This window comes from Tsuneonella sp. HG222, from assembly GCF_053819185.1.
This window is the reverse complement of sequence record NZ_JBSOQZ010000001.1, coordinates 1,113,061-1,133,366: the sequence shown is the minus strand read 5'-3', so window position 1 is coordinate 1,133,366 and position 20,306 is coordinate 1,113,061. Positions and strand designations below refer to the sequence as shown.

At 64.7% G+C, this 20,306-nt stretch carries 31 protein-coding genes and 1 tRNA gene; 24 read left to right on the top strand and 8 right to left on the bottom strand.

The genetic code is table 11. The annotated features are described in order from the left end of the window. Positions 1 to 13 precede the first annotated feature (13 nt). Together ACWPMZ_RS05775 and ACWPMZ_RS05770 are read right to left on the bottom strand one after the other, a co-directional pair. Positions 14 to 1,915, bottom strand: a complete 1,902-nt coding sequence (locus ACWPMZ_RS05775) for a potassium transporter Kup (protein ID WP_455703054.1) — start codon at positions 1,913 to 1,915, stop codon at positions 14 to 16. Positions 1,916 to 2,018: 103 nt separating this feature from the next. Then, complete coding sequence (locus ACWPMZ_RS05770; RefSeq protein WP_455703053.1) at positions 2,019 to 3,080, bottom strand: Leu/Phe/Val dehydrogenase; 1,062 nt, start codon at positions 3,078 to 3,080, stop codon at positions 2,019 to 2,021. Positions 3,081 to 3,309: 229 nt separating this feature from the next. Here ACWPMZ_RS05770 and ACWPMZ_RS05765 point away from each other — a divergent pair, with 229 nt between their 5' ends. The 22 genes from ACWPMZ_RS05765 (at position 3,310) to ACWPMZ_RS05660 (ending at position 13,266) form a co-directional block, all read left to right on the top strand. Beyond that, the gene (locus ACWPMZ_RS05765; RefSeq protein ID WP_455703052.1) at positions 3,310 to 3,501 is read left to right on the top strand and encodes a hypothetical protein; all 192 of its coding nucleotides are present in this window, start codon (positions 3,310 to 3,312) and stop codon (positions 3,499 to 3,501) included. Next, entirely contained in the window at positions 3,498 to 3,722 is a 225-nt protein-coding gene (locus ACWPMZ_RS05760; RefSeq protein ID WP_455703051.1) for a hypothetical protein, read from the top strand. The genes ACWPMZ_RS05765 and ACWPMZ_RS05760 overlap by 4 nt, the downstream gene beginning before the upstream one ends. After that, positions 3,719 to 4,039, top strand: a complete 321-nt coding sequence (locus ACWPMZ_RS05755; RefSeq protein WP_455703050.1) for a DUF6197 family protein — start codon at positions 3,719 to 3,721, stop codon at positions 4,037 to 4,039. The genes ACWPMZ_RS05760 and ACWPMZ_RS05755 overlap by 4 nt, the downstream gene beginning before the upstream one ends. Further along, positions 4,036 to 4,263, top strand: coding sequence for a hypothetical protein (locus tag ACWPMZ_RS05750; RefSeq protein ID WP_455703049.1), 228 nt, complete (start codon positions 4,036 to 4,038; stop codon positions 4,261 to 4,263). Before ACWPMZ_RS05755 ends, ACWPMZ_RS05750 begins: the two co-directional genes overlap by 4 nt. A gap of 100 nt (positions 4,264 to 4,363) precedes the next feature. Further along, complete coding sequence (locus ACWPMZ_RS05745) at positions 4,364 to 4,579, top strand: hypothetical protein (RefSeq protein ID WP_455703048.1); 216 nt, start codon at positions 4,364 to 4,366, stop codon at positions 4,577 to 4,579. Continuing rightward, positions 4,579 to 4,773 (top strand): hypothetical protein, encoded by a 195-nt coding sequence (locus ACWPMZ_RS05740; RefSeq protein WP_455703047.1) that lies wholly within the window; start codon positions 4,579 to 4,581, stop codon positions 4,771 to 4,773. Before ACWPMZ_RS05745 ends, ACWPMZ_RS05740 begins: the two co-directional genes overlap by 1 nt. Before the next feature lies 1 nt (position 4,774). Continuing rightward, the gene (locus tag ACWPMZ_RS05735) at positions 4,775 to 5,053 is read left to right on the top strand and encodes a hypothetical protein (protein ID WP_455703046.1); all 279 of its coding nucleotides are present in this window, start codon (positions 4,775 to 4,777) and stop codon (positions 5,051 to 5,053) included. Positions 5,054 to 5,225: 172 nt separating this feature from the next. Next, positions 5,226 to 5,468: a hypothetical protein gene (locus tag ACWPMZ_RS05730; RefSeq protein ID WP_455703045.1), complete on the top strand. Its 243-nt coding sequence runs from the start codon at positions 5,226 to 5,228 to the stop codon at positions 5,466 to 5,468. A gap of 12 nt (positions 5,469 to 5,480) precedes the next feature. After that, positions 5,481 to 5,798: a hypothetical protein gene (locus ACWPMZ_RS05725; protein ID WP_455703044.1), complete on the top strand. Its 318-nt coding sequence runs from the start codon at positions 5,481 to 5,483 to the stop codon at positions 5,796 to 5,798. Continuing rightward, positions 5,798 to 6,052 carry a hypothetical protein gene (locus tag ACWPMZ_RS05720; protein ID WP_455703043.1) on the top strand — a complete coding sequence of 85 codons (255 nt, stop codon included), beginning with the start codon at positions 5,798 to 5,800 and terminating at the stop codon, positions 6,050 to 6,052. Before ACWPMZ_RS05725 ends, ACWPMZ_RS05720 begins: the two co-directional genes overlap by 1 nt. A gap of 21 nt (positions 6,053 to 6,073) precedes the next feature. Beyond that, a complete protein-coding gene (locus ACWPMZ_RS05715) occupies positions 6,074 to 6,775 on the top strand; it encodes a hypothetical protein (protein ID WP_455703042.1) in 702 nt (233 codons plus the stop codon). A gap of 84 nt (positions 6,776 to 6,859) precedes the next feature. Beyond that, complete coding sequence (locus ACWPMZ_RS05710) at positions 6,860 to 7,240, top strand: hypothetical protein (RefSeq protein WP_455703041.1); 381 nt, start codon at positions 6,860 to 6,862, stop codon at positions 7,238 to 7,240. An 88-nt stretch (positions 7,241 to 7,328) separates the two neighbouring features. Next, the gene (locus ACWPMZ_RS05705) at positions 7,329 to 7,646 is read left to right on the top strand and encodes a hypothetical protein (RefSeq protein ID WP_455703040.1); all 318 of its coding nucleotides are present in this window, start codon (positions 7,329 to 7,331) and stop codon (positions 7,644 to 7,646) included. After that, complete coding sequence (locus tag ACWPMZ_RS05700) at positions 7,643 to 8,197, top strand: hypothetical protein (RefSeq protein ID WP_455703039.1); 555 nt, start codon at positions 7,643 to 7,645, stop codon at positions 8,195 to 8,197. The genes ACWPMZ_RS05705 and ACWPMZ_RS05700 overlap by 4 nt, the downstream gene beginning before the upstream one ends. Then, positions 8,184 to 8,408 carry a hypothetical protein gene (locus ACWPMZ_RS05695; protein WP_455703038.1) on the top strand — a complete coding sequence of 75 codons (225 nt, stop codon included), beginning with the start codon at positions 8,184 to 8,186 and terminating at the stop codon, positions 8,406 to 8,408. Before ACWPMZ_RS05700 ends, ACWPMZ_RS05695 begins: the two co-directional genes overlap by 14 nt. Further along, positions 8,405 to 8,653, top strand: a complete 249-nt coding sequence (locus ACWPMZ_RS05690; RefSeq protein ID WP_455703037.1) for a hypothetical protein — start codon at positions 8,405 to 8,407, stop codon at positions 8,651 to 8,653. Before ACWPMZ_RS05695 ends, ACWPMZ_RS05690 begins: the two co-directional genes overlap by 4 nt. 96 nt (positions 8,654 to 8,749) lie before the next feature. After that, positions 8,750 to 9,460 (top strand): toprim domain-containing protein, encoded by a 711-nt coding sequence (locus tag ACWPMZ_RS05685; RefSeq protein ID WP_455703036.1) that lies wholly within the window; start codon positions 8,750 to 8,752, stop codon positions 9,458 to 9,460. Positions 9,461 to 9,513: 53 nt separating this feature from the next. Then, positions 9,514 to 10,740, top strand: coding sequence for an AAA family ATPase (locus ACWPMZ_RS05680; RefSeq protein ID WP_455703035.1), 1,227 nt, complete (start codon positions 9,514 to 9,516; stop codon positions 10,738 to 10,740). Positions 10,741 to 11,081: 341 nt separating this feature from the next. Next, positions 11,082 to 11,489 carry a hypothetical protein gene (locus ACWPMZ_RS05675; RefSeq protein ID WP_455703034.1) on the top strand — a complete coding sequence of 136 codons (408 nt, stop codon included), beginning with the start codon at positions 11,082 to 11,084 and terminating at the stop codon, positions 11,487 to 11,489. Next, positions 11,486 to 11,833, top strand: coding sequence for a hypothetical protein (locus tag ACWPMZ_RS05670; RefSeq protein WP_455703033.1), 348 nt, complete (start codon positions 11,486 to 11,488; stop codon positions 11,831 to 11,833). Before ACWPMZ_RS05675 ends, ACWPMZ_RS05670 begins: the two co-directional genes overlap by 4 nt. Next, positions 11,817 to 12,083: a hypothetical protein gene (locus ACWPMZ_RS05665; RefSeq protein ID WP_455703032.1), complete on the top strand. Its 267-nt coding sequence runs from the start codon at positions 11,817 to 11,819 to the stop codon at positions 12,081 to 12,083. Before ACWPMZ_RS05670 ends, ACWPMZ_RS05665 begins: the two co-directional genes overlap by 17 nt. Positions 12,084 to 12,261: 178 nt before the next feature. Next, the gene (locus ACWPMZ_RS05660; RefSeq protein WP_455703031.1) at positions 12,262 to 13,266 is read left to right on the top strand and encodes a tyrosine-type recombinase/integrase; all 1,005 of its coding nucleotides are present in this window, start codon (positions 12,262 to 12,264) and stop codon (positions 13,264 to 13,266) included. 169 nt (positions 13,267 to 13,435) lie between these two features. On the opposite strand, the gene ACWPMZ_RS05655 is transcribed toward ACWPMZ_RS05660, so the two are convergent. Next, a tRNA-His gene (locus tag ACWPMZ_RS05655) sits at positions 13,436 to 13,512 on the bottom strand. Between the two features lie 181 nt (positions 13,513 to 13,693). On the opposite strand from ACWPMZ_RS05655, the gene ACWPMZ_RS05650 reads away from it, so the two are divergent. Together ACWPMZ_RS05650 and ACWPMZ_RS05645 are read left to right on the top strand one after the other, a co-directional pair. Continuing rightward, positions 13,694 to 14,329 carry a prolyl hydroxylase family protein gene (locus tag ACWPMZ_RS05650; RefSeq protein WP_455703030.1) on the top strand — a complete coding sequence of 212 codons (636 nt, stop codon included), beginning with the start codon at positions 13,694 to 13,696 and terminating at the stop codon, positions 14,327 to 14,329. Then, positions 14,323 to 14,736, top strand: coding sequence for a GFA family protein (locus tag ACWPMZ_RS05645; RefSeq protein WP_455703029.1), 414 nt, complete (start codon positions 14,323 to 14,325; stop codon positions 14,734 to 14,736). Before ACWPMZ_RS05650 ends, ACWPMZ_RS05645 begins: the two co-directional genes overlap by 7 nt. 51 nt (positions 14,737 to 14,787) lie before the next feature. Here the strand turns inward: ACWPMZ_RS05645 and rpmE are convergent, their stop codons facing one another. The 5 genes from rpmE to rseP form a co-directional block, all read right to left on the bottom strand. Beyond that, on the bottom strand, positions 14,788 to 15,012 hold the full coding sequence (gene rpmE, locus ACWPMZ_RS05640; protein WP_455703028.1) for a 50S ribosomal protein L31: 225 nt from the start codon (positions 15,010 to 15,012) through the stop codon (positions 14,788 to 14,790). A gap of 137 nt (positions 15,013 to 15,149) precedes the next feature. Then, on the bottom strand, positions 15,150 to 15,605 hold the full coding sequence (gene fabZ, locus ACWPMZ_RS05635) for a 3-hydroxyacyl-ACP dehydratase FabZ (RefSeq protein ID WP_455703027.1): 456 nt from the start codon (positions 15,603 to 15,605) through the stop codon (positions 15,150 to 15,152). Positions 15,606 to 15,626: 21 nt separating this feature from the next. Beyond that, positions 15,627 to 16,313 carry an OmpH family outer membrane protein gene (locus ACWPMZ_RS05630; protein WP_455703026.1) on the bottom strand — a complete coding sequence of 229 codons (687 nt, stop codon included), beginning with the start codon at positions 16,311 to 16,313 and terminating at the stop codon, positions 15,627 to 15,629. Continuing rightward, positions 16,313 to 19,018, bottom strand: coding sequence for an outer membrane protein assembly factor BamA (gene bamA / locus ACWPMZ_RS05625; RefSeq protein ID WP_455703025.1), 2,706 nt, complete (start codon positions 19,016 to 19,018; stop codon positions 16,313 to 16,315). The genes ACWPMZ_RS05630 and bamA overlap by 1 nt, the downstream gene beginning before the upstream one ends. A gap of 151 nt (positions 19,019 to 19,169) precedes the next feature. Continuing rightward, positions 19,170 to 20,306 carry an RIP metalloprotease RseP gene (gene rseP, locus ACWPMZ_RS05620; protein ID WP_455703024.1) on the bottom strand — a complete coding sequence of 379 codons (1,137 nt, stop codon included), beginning with the start codon at positions 20,304 to 20,306 and terminating at the stop codon, positions 19,170 to 19,172.

The following is a 20,306-nucleotide window of genomic DNA, read 5'->3' as shown; positions in this document are numbered from 1 at the left end:
CGGGCGAGCCGGGTCAGATCTCGACCTGGCTCCCGAGTTCCACCACGCGATTGGTCGGCAGGCGGAAGAACTCCATCGGGGTGGCCGCGTTGCGCATCATCCAGGCGAAGAGCTTCTCGCGCCAGATGGCCATGCCGGGCTTCTCCGCGCTCAGCAGCGTCTGACGGCTGAGGAAGAAGCTGGTCTGCATCATCTCGAACGGGGCGCCGCACATCGTCTCGATCTTCTGCAGCGCGGCCGGGATGTCGGTTTCCTCCATGAAACCGTAGTGCAGGATCAGGCGATAGAACCCGTCGCCCAGCTCGATCATCTCGACGCGCTTTTCCTCGTCGACGTAGGGAACGTCCTCGATCTGCACGGTCAGCACTACCACGCGTTCGTGCAGCACCTTGTTGTGCTTGATGTTGTGCAGCAGCGCCGAGGGAGTGCCGCTGCTGCCCGAGTTCATGAAGATCGCCGTGCCCGGCACGCGGGCCGTGGAATTGCGACCGGACTTGGCGAATATGTCGAGCGGCAGGCCGATCTCGGCCATGCGGGCGCGCATCAGCTTGCGGCCCTTGGCCCAGGTGGTCAGCAGCGTGAAGGCGAAGGCCGCGATCAGCAGGGGGAACCATCCGCCGTCGGGCACCTTCATGAAGTTGGACGCGAAGTAGGCGCCGTCAACCACCAAGAAGGTGATCACGACAGGCCAGGCGAAATACCACTTCCACTTCCACACCGCGAGCAGCAGCACGCCCATCAGCGCGGTGTCGATCAACATCGCCCCGGTCACCGCAATGCCATAGGCCGAGGCGAGGTTGGACGAGTTGCGGAACATCAGCACCAGCACGATCACCGCGACCATCAGCGCCCAGTTGATGACAGGGATGTAGATCTGCCCGTGATGCTCGTCGCTGGTGTGCAGGATCGACAGGCGCGGGATGAAACCGAGCTGGATCGCCTGGTGGGTCACGCTGAACGCGCCGGAAATGACCGCCTGGCTGGCGATGAAGGTCGCCGCCGTGGCGAGGAACACCAGCGGCAGGCGGTAGGCTTCGGGCGCCATGAAGAAGAACGGATTCTCGATCGCCTCGGCGGCGGCGGCATCGCCCATGCCGATGATCATCGCGCCCTGGCCGAAGTAGTTGAGCAGCAGGCAGGGCATGACGAACCCGAACCACGAGAGACGCATCGGCCCGCGGCCGAAGTGGCCCATGTCCGAATAGAGCGCCTCCGACCCCGTCACCGCCAAGACAACCGAGCCGAGCGCAAGAAATGCCAGCCACTTGTCGAGGATGAAGAAATTCAGCGCATACCAGGGATTGAGCGCCGCGAAGATGCCCGGCGCCTGCACGATGTGCACCAGCCCGAGAATCGCCAGCGTGACGAAATAGACCAGCATCACCGGCGCGAAGAGCGCGCCGACCTTGGTCGTCCCCCGCTTCTGGATCACGAACAGGCCGATCAGCAGCACCGTCGCGATGGGGATGACCATGCGCGAGAACGACGGGTCGACCACCGTCAGCCCCTCGACCGCCGACAGAACCGAGATGGCCGGCGTAATCATGCTGTCGCCGTAAAACAGCGCGGTGGCGAACACCCCGAACAGCACCGTCAGGAAGGCGTATTTCGTCCCGCCGATCTTGCGGTTCATCAGCGCGACGAGCGCGAGCGTGCCGCCCTGCCCCTTGTTGTCGGCCCGCATCAGGATCGAGACATACTGGATCGAGACGATCAGCGTCATCGACCAGAAGATCAGGCTGACGACGCCCAGGATGTGCGCATCGTCGATCGTCAGCTTGTGCGGCCCGACGAAGGTTTCGCGGAAAGCGTAAAGCGGGCTGGTGCCGATATCGCCGAAGACGATGCCGATCGCACCCACCGCCAGCTTGAGCTTGGCGGCGGTACGCGGATCCTCTGAGTGGGATTCGCTCATCGGAGCACGCGCCCCCGAATGCATTGCTGAGGTTTGCGACTCGTGCGCATGAAACGCCGCCTTAGAACCAGACCCGGCGCGTTGGAAGCGCCGGATGACAGGCTCAGGCGCGTCCGATCAGCTTCATCGCCATGGCATCGGCGACGACATCGGACGATTTGCCGCTTGCCTCGCTCTCGCGCCAGATCTCGACCAGCCGATCGGGGATCTGCGCGATCCGCTTGCGCACCTCGTTGATGTCGCACGCCTGGCCCTTTTCCCGGTGAAGGTATTCGAGGCTGACGTTGATGATGCCCCCGGCGTTGATCACGTAGTCGGGAGCGTAGAGAATGCCGCGCTCCGCCAGCAGCTTGCCATGCCCTGCCCGGGCAAGCTGGTTGTTCGCCCCGCCGGCAACGATCTGGCAGTCGAGCCGGGCAATGCCCTCCTCGTCAAGAATGGCACCCAGCGCGTTCGGGCTGAAGACGTCGCAGGTGGTGCTCATGATCTGATCGGCGGCGACGGCTTCCCCGCCCACTTCCCGCGCCAGCGACTTGGCACGATCCGCATCGACATCCGCAACAGTCAGTCGGGCCCCGTCCTTGGCCAGCAGGCGGGCCGTTCCGCCGCCCACACTGCCGCAACCCTGCAGGGCGATGCGCACGCCCTTGAGGCTGTCCGTGCCCAGCTTGTGCGCCACTGCGGCCTTGATGCCGTGGTAGATGCCCATTGCGGTGAAGGGCCCCGGGTCCCCGCCGACCGAGCCGCTGTCAGCCGGCAGGCCGCAGACGTGCGCCGTGCGCTCGCCGATGGCGACCATGTCGGCCTCGCTCGCGCCGACGTCCTCGGCGGTGACGTACCGGCCGCCCAGCGCCTCGACGGCGTCTCCGAACGCGGCGAGCATCTCGGGGGTCTTGGTGCGGTTCTCGTCGAGCAGGACGACCGCCTTGCCGCCGCCCATGGGCAGGCCGGCCATGGCGTTCTTGAAGCTCATGCCGCGGCTGAGACGCAGCGCGTCGCGCATCGCGTCGTCCGCTTGGGCATAGTGCCAGAAACGGGTCCCGCCCGCGCCGGGGCCGAGGTGGGTGGAATGCAGTGCGATGATTGCTGTGAGGCCGGACTTGCGGTCGTGCACCAGTTCGACGAGCTCGTGCTCGTCGTAGTCAGCCTCGGTCCAGAATGCCATCTTGCGCCCTCGCATCGTCAGGAAATGGCGAGGGAATGGGGCGATTGACGGGATCCGAACCCGCGACCTCCGGTACCACAAGCCACCGGCCCACCACCCGGACAACCGTATCCGACCCCGCCATCTGTGTGAGCGGTCGCCTCTAACCAGCCTGACCACCCCACGCAAGCCACTCCGGGTTCATGGTGAACCCAGGAGCGCCGGTCTGCGTGACCCAAGGAGTAAGTGCATGATTAACAGCATCATCGTCGGCAGCGGCACCAGCCGCACCCAGATCGACCTTGTCCGTGACCTCGGCCAGCGCCGCTCGGCTGCTGGAGCCCTCAAGGGTCACCTGTTCCCCACCGATGGCGCACACTTCCGCGCCATGCGCCTCGGCAAGAAGCGCGCCGCCGCCTACCGTGCCGAGGTGGCATCGTGAGCCATCCCCTGACCCCCACCCAGATCGACGCCTACCGCAGCCTCTACGGCATCACCCCGGCCAACACCGGCATGACCCCCGTGGATCGCTGCGAGGCCCGCCGCCTCCAGCGTGTCGTCAACGACGGCCGCGAGAGCAAGAACAGCCGCAACGCCGCAATCACCCTGCTCAACCGCATGACCGCCCGGCTGGGCTTCAACGTCCGGGAGGCCACCGTATGAGCGTTCTTTCCATCCTCACCGAAGCCCGCCGCGTCATCGCCGCTGGGTGGACCCAAGGGGAGTTCTACGAGGTCAAGGACGACCGCCCCTGCTACTGCACCCTCGGGGCCATCGCCTATGCTTCTGGCCGAGACGACGGTGACTGGGATGCGCTCCTCTGGGGCGCCTCTCTCCCCAAGGCGGCCCTCGCCAAGTTGGCCGAGGCCACCGGAAAGACCGGCGCCAACAGCGTGGCGGAATGGAACGACGAGGCAGGCCGCACTGTCGAGGAAGTCCTAGCCGGGTTCGATGCTGCCATCCAGTCGGTGCAGACATGAGGCAGAGCATCAGCGATGTCCTCGCAGGGTACCTCCGCAGCGGGGGAGCCTTCCACCTACAGGTGGTGTTCACCGGCAAGGTGAAGCCCCTCCCGTTCACCCTCTACGACGTGTTCAAGGATGGCCTGCGTATGTGCGCCCTCACCGAGGAGGGGGCTGCTACCCAGGTGTACCCCCTCACCGGCATCCAGAGCATCTTCGTGGAGTGGCTCGAAACCGCTTAACGCCGCCGTACTCCCCAACCTGAAACCGGGCTTCTGACCCGTGGAGGTTCTTATGTTCCAGAATGTGTACCAACGGGCCCAAGGTGGCCCGCCTCTCCGCTTGGGCCGCTGGCCCACCAAGGCCAAGGCCGACGCGGTCGCCGCCGATAACGTCAGCACCACCCTCCTCCGCATCGACTGTGTCGAGGTCGAGGAGTGCGCGGACTGCGAGGGCTACGGCTCCATCGAATACTACGTCGGCTCCTACGGCACCTCGGGGTGCCAGGGTCCCGCTTCCGATACCTGCCGCGCCTGCAATGGAACTGGAGAAGTCTGATGCCCAAGATGACCCGTAGCCACTACAACCTCATCGCTGACACCGTTGCCGAGTTCGGCGGTATCGCAGGGATCACTCCCGAGCAGCACATGGCGATGTGCAAGAGAATGGCAGCCAACCTCGCCGGTACCAACAGCCAGTTCAAGGCCGAACGGTTCCGGGATCGCTGCGCGGGTATCAAGGTGGGGCGCTGACATGGCGCTCACCAAGATCATCGTCCGTGGCCAGAACGCTTGGGGCAAGGGTGACACCTTGCACGAGGCGTTCACCAAGGCTCGGGACCACACCTCCTACACCGCCAAGGGCCACCTCATAAAGGCCCCGATCAACACCCCTGCCTACGAGGCGTTCGCCGTCTCGGAAGGCTCTTACGTCTCGGACATGGGGGGTATCACCTACCCCTTGGCCGAGGAGGCCCCGGTGGCGCTCGGCTGCCTCAACAGGCTGGGCAAGCCCGTGCCCAACCCCGAGTGAAAAGCGACTACTACGACGGCGCCTTCAAAGTGATGCGGGGAGGCGTCCCGTGCCGCGTGTTCATCAAGTCATGGGCCCCCTTCCGCAGGGGGGTCATGCCTCGCAAGCGCCCCGATGGGAGCCCGATATGCTCGACCCAACTCCACCCGTAAACTGCCGCAACGGTGCCCCGATGGGGCGCTTGTCCCGGACGCAGGGCGATGTCCTGCCGACAGACCCCCCGCTGACCCTTCGGCACTGTCCGCTGGACAGCGGGGGCTACGACCAAGGCGGGGCCTACTGGGGCCTCGGCCCGCGCCTCTATTGGTGCGGCAACGATGCCGGGGACATCGACTACTTCTTCCGCGCCGCCGACCGCAAGGCTGCCAAGGCTACCGTCCGGGAGGACTACCCCGAGGCTCGCTTCTTCTCCTGAAAGGGGACCACCATGACCTACCAGCTATGCCTGCCCCGGCCGGACGTGACCATCATCCTGCACGGGTGGCACTGGGTCTCCTCGTGGGGGGACGTAGCCGATGCTCCCGAGGGGGAGGAGCCCGCCCGCTCCCAGCAACACGCCCACGAAATGCCCCACGTCACCCCCGATGGGTGGTGTGTGTACACCCGGCACGAAGGCCCGACCGACTGGCGCAACCCCTCCGGGTTCGACCTGTCCAACGAGCTGGACTTCCACACCTACGAGGAAGCCGTCATCGAAGCCCAGGCCCGCGCTGCGGACTACGGCATCGAGCACATGGAGGACTAATGGCCCGCACCGACATGGACCACGCCGCCACCGCCGAGGGTCTCTTGGCAGACCCGGAGTATGCCCAGCGCCTCAACCGGGACCTGCACTTCCGCAAGAACCCCGGCACCTACCAAGGCATCTACTACCGTGAGGCCCGTGCGCGGGTCCTCATGGGTGCAGTCTGCCACTACGTCGCCTTCAAGCACCCCGCAGCCTCGCTAGAGGACCTACTTACCGTGGCCACGCTCGTGGAGCGCAGCCGCACCGCCTAACCCCGAGAGGACCCCATTCTTGTGACCAATTCGTACAAAGGGCTCGCACCCAATCGCGTACCGACTGACCAAGAGATTGCCCACGAAACGCTCTACCTCGACGCCCACGGGATGACGGTGTCGAACCTGCTGCGGGACAATCCGGTGGACCTCACCACGCACATCAGCAAGCAGACCGTGCTCAACCCACTCATCGACCTGATGGCGGACGACGGCTGGGCGTTCATGGGCTCGGGCTTCTTCGCCGCCGTGTTCGTCAAGGGGGGCCTGGCCCTCAAGATCGGCTTCAAGGTCAACGACACGGGTGGGATGTACGCGGCATGGTGCCGTGCCCATCAGGGAACGCCCGGCGTACCCACCGTGTACAGCATCACCAAGTTCACCGGCTGCTACGTCGTGCTCACCCGGCGCTACGATGCAATCGACAAGGCGTGGCTCAACGAGGACGATGTCAACTGCGTCCCCTCACTGGCCGAGGAGTTCGATGCCCTCTCCGATGCCCTCAACCGGGGCAAGAACTGGGGGATCGCTCGATTTGATACCGTCAAGACCGCCATCGCTATTCGGGACTTCTTCCAGGGTATCGCGGACTTCGACTTGCACGAGAGCAACGTCATGCTCGACCATGCTGGGGACATAATGATTACGGACCCCATCAGTCATGGACCTTGCTATACAGGGGGTGGCAGCTACTATAGCGCCACTGGTTACACCCCTGCGTGATCTGACTTCACAGGGCATCTTTCGGGGTGCCCTGCATTGTCCGATTACCGGGCACATAGAACCATCTGACAAGGAAATACCAACATGGCGAAGATGACAACCCAGGCGAAGCTCGATCAGGCTCGCGCAATGGTGACCAAGTACGAAGCCGAGCTGGCCTCGGAAGCGATCCGCAACAACATCGAAGCGGGCGACAAGGTGACCTTCACCCACGGCCGGGGCGACACGAAGAAGGTCCTCACCGGCGCGGTGCTGGGCGTGAAGGACGAGGAGAACGGCCGCTGGGTCGCTATCAGCGTGGGCGAAGGCTTCGACCTGACCACCTACAAGGTCCGCACGGCCGACATCACCAGCAACCCCGATGCCGACAAGCGCGGCGCGGATGCCCCGGCTGCCGCCACCCCGACGCCGACCGCGAAGCCCGCCGCCAAGGGCGCGGTCAAGGACCCCCTCGAAGCCGAGTGATCCTACCCCACCTCCCGGCCTGACTAGGCCCACCTGACAAGAGGGCACCCCTAACCGGGTGCCCTTTTGCGTTTCTGCAAGGACAACCATGAACCCCAAGATGCTCGCCGCGACCCGCCTTGTGCTGCGCGTGGCCACCGCCGTCACCTTCTTCATCATCAAGCACTCCGCCAAGATCGTCACCGTGGCGACATGGCTCCATGCTGCCTCGCTCCGCGCCTCGGTCGCCCTCGCGGACAAGAAGGTCGCCAAGGCTTACGACAACTACCAGACGGCCAACCTGATGATCGCCCAGGCCCGCTCGGTCGCCACCCGGCAGTACGCGGACTTCTCCGCTCTGGCCGATGCCCGCGACATCCACGAGGAAGCCGCCTTCCACGAGTTGAACCTGATCGGCGCCAAGTGAACGGCCCCGCACTGTGGGGCCTCCTCCTCGACGCTCTGGGTGAGCCTTCCGCCGTCATGGCGGGGGGTTGCATCCGGGACTTCGAGCTGGGGCTGGAGCCCAAGGACTACGACATCTTCGTCCCGGCCGAGAGCAAGAGCGCCCTGTACGACATCGCCCACGAGTTCCCCGGCCTGTCCGTGCTGACCCCCGAGAGCCTCAACAAGGCATACTTCGAGGAGAGCGGCGTCACCGGCACCCTGATCGGGGTGATCGAAGGCGACCTGCTGGACTACCCCATCAACATCGTGGCCCGCCGCCCGCACCTCGCGGGGCTGCCCTCCTTGCTGGAGAGCTTCGACTTCGGCTGCGTACAGGCGTGCTGGTCCCCGATGGATGGCTTCACGCGGACCACCGCCTTCACCCACGACATCCGCGACCGCACCGCGACGATCATGCGGGACGACACCTACTCGCTCTCCATCGCCCGCTTCGCGCGCTTCGACAGCCGCAACTCCGGCGTCCTCCGCTTGGTGGACCCTTATGCAGGATCATTCGATGACTTTTCGTAACGTAGCCGACGCCCTCGAAGGTAACGGCTTCGACCCCCGCACCACGCCCATCGACACCCTGATGGCGGCCCCCGTGTTCGTCGGCCTCGACGTGGCGCTGGCCATGCTCGCTGACGAGGACCCCTTCGAGGCCGAGAACGATGCCCCCGAGACCTTCTGGGGCTTTCAGGAAGCCAACCTCGTTGCCGAAAGCATCGAGAGCGTCCAGTGAGCCGCCCCTCGGTGGCCATGCTCTCCGAGCGTGAGGCCCGCCTTGCCGGTGCCTCCTCGAACCGCCTGTGCGGTCTCCGGGGTGTGATCGAGCAAGGGCTCCTCGGTGGCAGCCTCGTGCTGGCCACCTCCAACGGGACACAGTCCGTGGTCCTGACCGAGACCGACGCGGTGGCCCTCGTGGCCCTGCTGCGGGAGCGTGAGGAGACCCTACTCATCGGCCTGAATATCGAACTGGAGGGCTAACCGATCCTCCCCCACGATGAGTGGCTGGCACAGGCGAAGGAGCTACCCGAGGGTCGCCGTCGCCGTGTCAACCACATCTGTGGTGGGGGACGCACCATGCTCGTTGAGCACAAGCCCGACGGGTACGCCGCTTGGTGCCACCGCTGCTCCGATAAGGGGTGGCAATCCCACCCCCAGCCGAGCCTCGCAGAACGGATAGCCCGATTTAAGGCCGTGGAGGGGGCAGAGAACGCCGCAGAGGCTTCGACTGCCCCACCACGCCCGACCGAGTTCAATCCGTCCCTGTGGCCCCTCCACGCCCGCGTGTGGCTATACCAAGGAGGCTTCTCGAACGATGCCATTCAACGACACGGTTTCTACTACTCGGAGGCGCTTGATCGCGTCGTCCTGCCCGTCATCCGAGACGGTCGCGTTGTCTATTGGCAAGCGCGGGGGTTTCAACCCGGACGGCCCAAGTACCTCAACCCCGACATCGACAAGCCCATCGCCCATTACGGGGAACACGGACCCCTCGTTGTTACCGAGGACATCCTATCCGCAGCCCGTGTGGGCGAGGTGGGACGAGGGCGAGCTGTTCTCGGAACCTCCCTACCAGATCGACATATTACAGCCCTGGCAAGAGAGAGTGGTGAAGGCCCTGCTCTTGTATGGCTCGACAACGATAAGGCTGGGCGAAAAGGCCGTGCGCGTATCAGCGACCAGCTCCGGCTCGCTGGCGTGGACGTGCGTATAATCCGAACCCCCCTTGACCCCAAGCTCTACCCCCGAACCTTCATAGAGGAGTTGATCCGATCAGCCTTGAAATAACCCTGCTGCGCTTGCTGCGTAGGCGGGAGAAGTACGAGAAGCTCAATCGGGCTGTGCCCAAGCACACCCTCGACATCAAGACCCAGACCCTACTCGATGACTACGGCAAGTTCTTCCGGGAGTTCCCGGATGTGCAGGCCATTGACGAGGAACCCTTCTGGCTCTGGTTCAAGAGCTTCGGACACCCCAACCTCAAGCCCGACACCCTGGACTACTACAGGGAGATAGTCAGACAGATACAACAGCCCGTCCCCGAGGATTTGGAGGCGGGCCTCATGGGTCGCCTCGTTGCGGCCGACACCGCCCACCGCCTGACCAATATGCTGGAACGGTGGAACGAGGGCGAGGAACTGGACCTGGGCTCCACCCTGCGGGCCACGGTCGAGCAGTTCGAGCTGGACACCAACCGCAAGGTCAAGACCCCCTGGGTACGGGATCGCATCAGCGACCTCCTCCAGGACGACCAGCACGACACCGGCCTCCACTGGCGCCTCCCGGACCTCAACCTGTCCATGCGCCCGCTGCGCCCCGGTGACTTCGGCATCATCGCCGCCCGCCCCGACGTGGGCAAGACCAGCTTCACCGCCGACCAGCTCACGCACTTCGCGGCCCAGCTCCCCGAGCTGTACCCGGATGAGGAGCGGTCGATCCTGTGGTTCAACAACGAAGGCCCCGGTCGCCGCATCGTGCAGCGCCTCTACAACGCGGCCCTCGACATGACGACCTCCGAGTTGGTCGAGTTGAACAAGATGGGTGTGATCGAGCAGAAGTACGAGGAGGCCCTCAACGGTCCCTCCTCCCGCATCCGGGTGTTCGACATCCACGACTTCTGGAACCACGAGGTCGAGGACATCATCCGGCAGACGCCCCCCGCGTTGATCCTGTTCGACATGATCGACAACATCAAGTTCGGTGGCGGGGTCAACAACAACGGCCAACGCACCGACCAGCTCCTCGAAGCCATGTACCAATGGGCGAGGGTCATCGGCGTGAAGCACGACTGCGTGGTGCTGGGTACCTCCCAGATCAGCGCGGACGGCGAGAACCTCTGTTACCCCACCCTGTCGATGCTCAAGGACAGCAAGACGGGCAAGCAGGGTGCAGCGGACTTCATCCTCACCATCGGGGCCCAGCAGGACTTCCCTAGCTCCCGCTACCTGGGCCTGACCAAGAACAAGCTGGCCCGAGAGGGCGCACCGAAGGCTCCCAAGATCGAGACCATCATGGACGGTCTGCGGAGCCGCTATCGCTCACCCCTTGAAACGAATGGAGCCGAATGATGGGACACTTCGCCCGAGGTATCCGCTGCGACAATCAAGAGGCGGACTTCTACGACCCCCGCCGCGCCGCCCACGAGCACGTCAAGCCCCGCAAGGGCGAGCTACGGGAGCGGTGCCTCAACGCCCTCTCCGAGGCTGCCCTGACCGCCGACGAGGTGGCCGAGGCGATTGAGGAGAGCGTCCTCTCCGTCCGCCCCCGCATCACCGAGTTGCGCGACGAGGGGGTCATCATCGCTACCCCGCTGCGCCCCCGCCTGCGCCTCCAGCACTCCACGGTCATTTCGTGGATACCCCAGTCCTGCGGTCATGGGGCCCTAAGCCTGCCCCCGAAAGGAACTAACATGGGACGCTCCGTATCGTGGCCCTGTGGGGCCTCCACCGTGGTCTATGGCACCCTCGACTGGGACGACGAGGTGGACTGGGACTACCACGTCCAATGGTTCCAAGAACTCGTCAAGACGCTGTTCCCCTCGACGTGGGAGCAGGACGCATGGGTGGACCGCGAGGACCACGCCTTCATGGGCAACAACCATGCCCTGTTCGGTATCTCCGAGTATTGCGGGCTGCTGTCCTACTGGGTGCTGCCCCGGCACAATGCAGGGTGCAACTTCGTGACCCACTACAACCCCGGCCTGTCCGATGCGTGGTGCGCCCGGATAGCCCCCAAGTTCACCAAGGCGTTCGCCGCCCTTCGCAAGCTGGGCACCATGTCCAACGGCGAAGGGGTCTATCAGAGGATCGACGCATGATCGAATGGGAAATGCTCCGCATCAAGCTGGAGGACGCCCACATGGCCCGTGCCCTCGCGGTCAAGGGTCTCACCTACGACACCCCGGCATGGAACGACGCCTACCATGAAGCGAGCGCCCCGGTGTTCGCCGTCTGGGATGAAATGAAGGCCATCGAGAAGGCCCGGTACGAGAAGGCGTGGGGCGAGAACTGCACCTACAGCTACCTCACCTCCTCCACCTCCTACGAGGAACGCCGCGCTGCCAAGCACGCCATGACCCGCCTTGCGGTGCGTTGCGAGGCCCTGGCCCTTGAAGCCGCCCAACCGTCTATCAGAGGATTGAAGCATGACCACCGCACCTGACTGGGACGCCCCTTGTAAGGCGGGGGACCCTTACTTCGACTACTCCGATGTACTCACCGCCGAAGATCGGGCAATCCTCGGGACCGAGCATGGGCATATCATGTATCACCGCGAGGGTCAGGGCAGGGGCTCTATTATCGTGACCCCTCAATCGTTCGATGCCGAGAGTGATCGCCTCTTTGACGACCCTGCCGTATCGGTATTGGCCACCTTCTTCCCCAGGCGCGACCTCGCCCATTCAACAACCTGACGCCATCCACTCGTTAGGAGCCTATGCCTACTCGTAAGCCTTTCGGTCCTGCATCCCTCGCCCATCGCTGGGGATGCAGCACCACCCTCGTGTATGACCTACTCAATGCCGGGACCCTTCGTGGCTTCCGCTTAGGAACCTTGTGGCGCATCCCCGCCCTTGCCGTGGAGGACTACGAATGTCGGACCCCTACACCCTCGGAAAGCTCACCCGCCAACGATCAGACGGGACCCGCTACTGGTCCTTCTGCATCATCTGGCACACCGACACCGGCCGCAAGCGCCACTCGCTTGGCACGACTGACCGGGTAACGGCGGACGCCCTCGCCCGGCAAGTATGGGCTGGCCTCTCCAAGGCTGGCCCGATGGATACCGTGGGTGACCTCGTGGACGCCTACCTCGCCAGCCTCGACAAAGGCTCCAAGGATGAGAGACGCAAGCGCGAAGCGTGGGTGGCCTGCCGCCCCTACTTCGCCGCCCTCAAGCCTCACCAGATAGACGAAGGGGTCAGCCTCGGTTACCCCGCATGGCGCCAACGAGCGGCGAACACTATGCGGCACGAGCTTGGCCTCATCCAGAGGGCCCTCACCTGGGCCCACCGCAACGACCACCTCGCCAAGGTCCCGCCGATCCTCCTCCCGGCCATGCCGGAGCCCTCGGTGGGCCACCTATCCAAGCCCGACTTCCGCAAGCTCCTGGAGGGCTGCCATGCACCGCACATCAAGCTGTTTGCCATGCTGGCCGCTGCCACAGGGGGCCGCAAGTCCGCCCTCTTGCAGGCCCGATGGGACCAAGTGGACTTCGACCGGGCGATACTGGACCTCAATGCAAGAGGCCGTTCGCAGACAGGCAAGTATCGAGCCGCCGTCCCATTGAACGACCTAATCATGCCCGCCCTCCGCGAGGCTAAGGCTGGGGCCATGACCGACCACATAATCGAGCACAACGGCACCCCCTGCCTCGACGTTAAGAAGGGCTTTGCCGCCGCCGCCCAGCGGGCCGGTATCAAGGCCCACCCCCATATGCTCCGCCATAGCGCGGCGGTATGGATGGCCGAGGACCGGGTCCCCATGCAGGAGATTGCCGCCTTCCTCGGTCACCGCAACATCAACATCACCACCCGCATCTATGCCCGGTACCACCCGGACCACCTGCGGGTCGCTGCAAGGAGCCTGACATGGTGAAAGCCCCACCCGCGACCCTTACCCCCGCGCAAGACCGCATTGTTTCCGTCGTGGCGATGCAAGCTCGATGGATGCAGAGGTACCATTACCGCCAGCTCGACCGGGCCATCAACGGTTCAAGCGAACCCCGGAGCACCGGCGTACTCAACGACCTCTAATCCGTAAATGGTGGGGCGATTGACGGGTCTCGAACCCGCGACCTCCGGTACCACAAACCGGCGCTCTAACCAACTGAGCTACAATCGCCACATGCCTGTGCCGCGAGCGCGGCTTAGGGCCGTCCGCATGGCCGTCAAGCGGCGAATGCGCGAGGGCGCGCCTGTTGCACAAGCGACCCGATATGCAAAGCGAAATGTGGCTGTGCGGGCTCCGTGCGCAACATAATTTCACGACTTGCGGACCGAATTCGGAACGGTATCAACGCTGGATGACGAATCCGGGCGAAACTTCGGTCGAAAAGCTGCTGCTCCACCCCGGCGTGCGCAAAGTGCCCAATCCCAAGGTCGAGCTGCTGACGGTGCCCGGCTTCCTGCCGCCAGCCCTGTGCGCCGACCTTCGCGCGATGATCGACATCAACCGCCGGCCCTCGACCATCGCGGACCCTAACGGCGACGACTATTTCCGCACCAGCGAGACCTGCGACCTCGACCCGGAAGAGCCCTCGGTCAAGGATCTGGAAGCGCGGCTCTTCGCCCTGAGCGGCATCCCCATCGAGTATGGAGAACCGGTCCAGGGCCAACGCTACGAGGTGGGCAACGAATTCAAGGCGCACACCGACTATTTCGAGCCGACCGGCGCGGACTTCCACAAGTTCACCTCGGTGGCGGGCAACCGCACCTGGACCTTCATGGTCTATCTGAACGATGTCGAGGCCGGCGGCGCGACGCGGTTCAAGGTGATCGACAAGATGTTCCAGCCCAAGGAGGGCATGCTGGTGTGCTGGAACAACCACCGCCCCGACGGCAGCCTCAACGCCGCCACACTCCATCACGCTTTGAAGGTGCGCAAAGGCCTGAAATACGTGATAACCAAATGGTACCGCGAGAGGCCTTGGGGATGGTGATCGAAGGCATTCACGACGGGGGCTGCCATTGCGGCGCCGTCCGCTACCGCGCGGAGATCCCGGCCGGTGCCACGGTGCGCCGGTGCAACTGCACGATCTGTTCGATGAAGGGCGTGCTGATGATCGACGTGCCGATGACGAATCTCGACATCGTCCGGGGCGATGAAATCGTCGCGGTCTACACTTTCAACACCCATCAGGCGAAGCACCACTTCTGCCCGCTGTGCGGCATCCACGTGTTTCACCAGACCCGCTCCGACCCTGACAAGTACGGCCTCAACGCCGCGACCCTCGACGGGGTCAGTCCCTACGATTTCGCCGAGGTCCCGGTGTTCGACGGGGTCAATCATCCGGGCGACACCGGCGTGTCACGATATGCCGGGGTAATGCGCTTCGAGCGCAACTGAAAAGGGCGGCCCCAGCGGGACCGCCCTTCGTGTTTCGTAGCAGCGAAACGCTTACTTCTTGAGGCTGAGACCGCCGAAACGCTTGTTGAACGCCGCGACGCGTCCGCCTTCGTTGACCTGGCGGTTGCCGCCGGTCCACGCCGGGTGGCTGGTCGGATCGATTTCCAGCGTCATCGTGTCGCCTTCCTTGCCCCAAGTGGAGCGGGTCTGGAACTCGGTGCCGTCGGTCATCTTGACGTTGATCGTGTGGTAATCGGGGTGCGTATCGGCCTTCATGGTATTTCGTCCTCGTAGCTTCGGAGCGGTTCCGACCGATCCAGCTGTTGGTGGAAAGCGGCGCGCTTAGCGGCAGCCGCGTTAAAATGCAAACCCGCTGAACCGTCCGGCGATCAAGCGAGCGCGATTACCGCCGGTCAGGCCGGCGGATCCGCGATCATCGCGGTGAATTCGCAGGTCGACGTGATCTTGCCGTCGACGCTCGCCTCTCCGGCGAACTTGTAGACCCGGCTGCGCTGCTGGGTGAATTCGACATTGAGGTCGAGCAGGCAACCCGGCTCCACCGGAGCGCGGAACTTCGCGCCCTCGATGCCCATGAAATAGACGAGCTTGCCGCTGCCGGCGAGCTCCAGGCTTTCGATGCCGAGGATCGCGGCGGCCTGCGCCATGGCCTCGATCTGCAGCACGCCGGGCATGATCGGGCGGCTGGGGAAATGACCCTGGAAGAACTGCTCGTTCATCGTCACGCCCTTCACCGCGTGGATCCGCTGGTTCAGCTCGAGGCTGACCACGCGGTCCACGAGGAGAAGCGGGTAACGGTGAGGCAGCGCCTTGAGGACGCCGAGGATATCGAGCGATCGAACGTCGGTCATGCCCTGCCCCCTGAAACCCCGTTAGCGTCCCGAAACGGGCGCCGCCGGCGTGGCAGCAGCCGGCTGCTGCCCCTGCGCAGCCGCAGCGGCGGCCTGCTGTTCGCGCAGCTCGCGCGGCAGCCAGTTCTGCGGGGGCACCAGCTGGGCGCTGGGGATCAGGGCGTTCAGTTCGTCGAGCACGCCCTGGTTCAGGTTGTACGGCGCTTCGGCATAGAGAACGTTGTCCGGCGTGATCACCAGCGTGACGTTCTTCTTCTTCGCCGCGGCTTCGATCGCCTGGGCCAGCTTGTCGGTGATCTGCTCCTCGACATAGGCCTGGCTCAGCTGCACCGGGCCGAGGATCTGCTGCAGTTCGCGCTGGCCGTTCTGCTCGATCTGCTGAATCGAGGCAGCCTGCTGCTGCAGCGCCGCCTGGTTCTGCGCGGCATTGGCGGCCTGACTGTCGGCCTGCAGCTTGGTGTAGAGCGGCTGCAGCTGGGTGGCGATCGCGGTCCGCCGGGCATTGGCCTGGTCGATCTGCGCCTTGTAGGTCACCGGGCGCTGGGTCTGCGCGGTCTTGAAGGCGTTGGAGTTGGCAATCACCAGCGGAGCATTGACGACGGCAATGCCGTTGACCTGCTGCGCGGCCGCCGGCGCGAACGCAGCGGGAGCCGAAAGGGTGGCCAGGGCGACGCCGGCGGCGAGCACCGGCTTGAGAAGCATTTTCATCAGAATTGGGTTCCTACGTTGAACGAGAACTTTTTCGTGTCGTCGCCCTTCTGCTTTAGCAGCGGGTAGGCGAAATCGATCCTGAACGGACCGAACGGGGAATTCCAGTTTACGCCGATGCCGATCGACGCGCGTGGCTTGACGCTGTCGCCGTAGAATTCCTCGACGAACGGCGGCACCGAAGTGCCGACCGGCGTGTTGGCGCCGCCCGACGGCGACGTCGGACTCGTGACCACGGCGGTCCCGGTCACCGCACCCGTGGCGTCCTTGGTTTCCTGCAGATAGAGCGCAGCACCGCTGGCGTCGCGGGTCGGCAGGAAAATGCCGTCGGGATAGGGGCTGCTGGTCAGCGGCGGCCGCTTGACCCCGAAGACCGAACCGATGTCGAAGAACACCGACGGACGAAGGCCGAGCTCGCGCGCGCCCGAACCGAGCGGAATCTCGATTTCGGCACGGCCGAGGTAGTAGCCGGTGCCGCCGAGCGCATCGTCGGCCGTGTCGCGCGAGTTGATGTCGGTCAGGCTTACGTTGCCGTCTTCGTCGGTGGTGTAGAACCGGCGGATGACGCGCGGGCCCACGCCGCGGATGTCGAAGCCGCGCAGCTGCGGTTCGCCCAGGAAGAACCGGTCGGACAGCAGCACGTCGGTCACGCCGGGGCCCTTGTCCTTCAGCCCCTTGATGAACCCGGCCTCGCCCTTGAGCGAAAAGACCAGCCCGCCGCCCAGCGGCCAGTAGGACGCCGCATTGCCGCTGACACGGACATACTTCACCTCGCCGCCCAGCCCGGCGAAATCGACCGAAGTCGTCGCGCTCTGCCCGCGCGTGGGGCGCTGGTAGCTGTCGAGCGAGTTGTAGATCACCGACAGGCCCAGAATCGAGCTGACGCGCTTGCCGATCGCCTCGCACAGATAGCGCCCGGCCAGCAGCGGCTCGCAGGTGCGCACGCCGTCGCCGTCGATGTCGGCATAGAACTGCGTTTCGTTGAGCGTGATGTCGTCGAGGTTGAGCGTGTAGCGCCCGAGGATCGAGGTGAATTCCGACAGGGGTACGCCGATGCGGCCCGAGAAGCCGTACTGCTTCTGCGAATAGGTGGCGCTGGCCCGGTCGTAATACCCGTTGTTGTAATCGCGGATGTAGATGTCCGCACCGGCCGAGATGTTCTTGTCGAACAGGTAGGGCTCGGTGAAGCTGACCGATCCCGAGCGCGAATAGCGCGAATAGTTCGCCGAAAGCCCGATCGTCTGGCCGCGCCCACGGAAGTTGCGCTGCTGGATCGAGCCCTGGAAGATGAAGCTTTCCAGGCTGGAGAAGCCGGCCGAAAGCGAGAGCTGGCCGGTCGGCTGCTCCTGCACGTTGGCTTCGAGGACAATGCGGTCCGGCGCGCTGCCGTCGACCTGCTCGACTTCGAAGTTTTCCTGGAAATAGCCCAGGCCGTTGATCCGGTTGGTCGTGCGCTTGACGGCAAGGCTGTTGAAGGCATCGCCTTCCGCCAGGCGGAACTCGCGGCGGATGACCTTGTCCTGGGTCAGGGTGTTGCCGTTGACGTCGATCCGCTCGACGTAGGTGCGCGGCGACTCGTTCAGGCGGAACAAGACGTTCATCGTCAGGTTCTCCTTGTCGCGGCGGAATTGCGGATCGGCTTCCGCGAAGGCGTAGCCAAACGCGCCGGCGGTTTCCTGCAATTGCTCGCTGGTGTCCTCGACCAGCTTCGCATTGTACCAGTCGCCGCTCTTCATCGGCAGGTTGCTGGTCAGCAGGGCGCCGTCGAAATCGCGGATCTCGCTCTCGACCTTCACGTCGCCGAACTTGTAGCGCTGACCTTCCTCGACCACGTAGGTGATGATGAAGTCGCGCTTGTCGGGCGTGAGTTCGGCAACGGCGGAAACGACGCGGAAATCGGCGTAGCCGTTGGTCAGGTAGAACTGCCGCATCTTCTGCTGGTCGAAGGCCATGCGGTCGGGATCGTAGCTGGTGCCCGAGCTGAAGATCTTGAGGAGGCTGGACTCCTTGGTCAGCATCTCGCCCTTGAGATCGCCGTCGGAGAAGTTCTCGTTGCCGATGATGTTGATCGCCCGGACCTTGGACTTGGGCCCTTCGGTGATCTCGAAAATGATGTCGACGCGGTTCTGGCTCAACTGGACCATCTTCGGCTCGACCGAGGCGGCGAAGCGGCCCTGGCGCTTGTAGAGCTCGATGATGCGGGCAACGTCGGCGCGGACCTTGGAACGGGTGAAGATCTGCCGCGGCTGGAGCTTGATCTCCGGCTCGATCTTGTCGTCCTTCAGCCGCTTGTTGCCTTCCAGCACGACGCGGTTGATGACCGGGTTCTCGACCACGGTGATCAGCACTTCGCCCGTCGCCGGGTTGAAGGTGATCGGCGTCTCGACGAACAGCTCGGTCGCCGCGAGGTCCTTCAGCGCCTGGTCGGCCGCGGCGGCGGTATAGGCCTGGCCCGGACGCAGCGCGATGTAGCTGAGGATCGTCTGCGCCTCGAGGCGCTGGGCGCCCGCGACCGCGATCGAGCGGATCAGGTTGTCCTGCGGCACGGCCGGTGCCGGAGTCGGGGTAGCAACCGGCGCGGGAGTGGTGGCCGGCGCGGGGGTATCCTGCGCCGCGGCGACCGCGGGAACGCCCGCCAGGATCGTCCCGCTGAGCAGCGCCAGTGCGAAGGGCGAAAGTGCGATCGTCTTGGCCTTGCGGCGCATAAATCCGTCCATTCGTTCGGTACCGTTAAAACGCCCGATTGCTGCCCGAAAGTGTGACCGGGCGCGGCGCAACGCGCCCTTGCCCGATGCGCCCCGGCCAATCAAGCAATCATCCGGGGGATGCCCTGCGGCGCCGTTTCCTTATCCCCGCCTAACCGCCGAACACCGGCAGCGAAGCGATATCGTTGATCGTCACGAACAGCATCAGCGCAAGCACGAAGGCTATGCCGGTGCGGAACGCCCACTCCTGACTGCGCGGGCTGGCCGGCTTGCGGCGGATTGCCTCTGCCGCGTAGAAAGCCAGGTGTCCGCCGTCGAGGGCGGGAATTGGCAACAGGTTGATGAATGCCAAGTTAAGCGAGATGAGCGCCGCGAAGTTGACGAAGGCGAGCGGCCCGAGGCTGAGTTGCTCGCCGGAGAACTTGGCGATCTTGATCGGGCCGCCCAGTTCCTCGACCGATCGGGTGCCCGTGAAGATCTGCGCGATGCCCGTGACCATCAGCTTGGTGATGCGCCAGCATTCCTCGAACCCCAGGCCGACCGCCGCCAGCGGGCCGACGGGCTCGAACGTCTGCTCGGTCGGGCGGCCTTCGACGCCGATCAGGCCGACGACGGATTCGTTGCCGAACCGGTCCTGGACCTTTTCCGGCCGCGCGGTGACCGGGATCGTCAGCACGTCGCCGCCGCGTTCCAGCGTCACCGCGAACTGCTTGCCGGGATAGAGCCAGATCGTCTGCTGAACCTCGCGGAAATCGGCCATCGGCTCGCCCTCGATCGCCGCGATGCGATCGCCGACGCGCATCCCTGCATCGCGCGCGGGCGAATTCTCGGCAAAGCCGATGATGTAGTTCTCCTGCGCCGGATCCGCCGCGGCCGGCTTGCCGAACGCCATGAAGAACCCGGCAAACACCGCCACCGCGACCAGCAGGTTGGTCACCGGCCCCGCCGCCACGATCAGCGCGCGCTGCCACAGCGGCTTGGACTGGAAGGTCTTGTTGCGCTCTTCCGCCGGGAGCGACAGCCACTCGCTGCTGGGCTGGCTGGCCGGGTTCATGTCGCCGGCGAACTGGACGTAGCCGCCCAGCGGCAGCGCGGAGAGCTTCCAGCGGGTCCCCCGCTTGTCGGTGCGGCCCCACAGCTCCTTGCCGAACCCGACCGAGAACGCGTCGGCCTTCACCCCGAACCAGCGGCCGACCAGGTAGTGGCCCAGTTCGTGCACGGTGACGAGCGGCCCCAGCACCAGCAGGAAGCCGAGTATCCACATCCAGAAGGGTACGTTCTGTCCCAA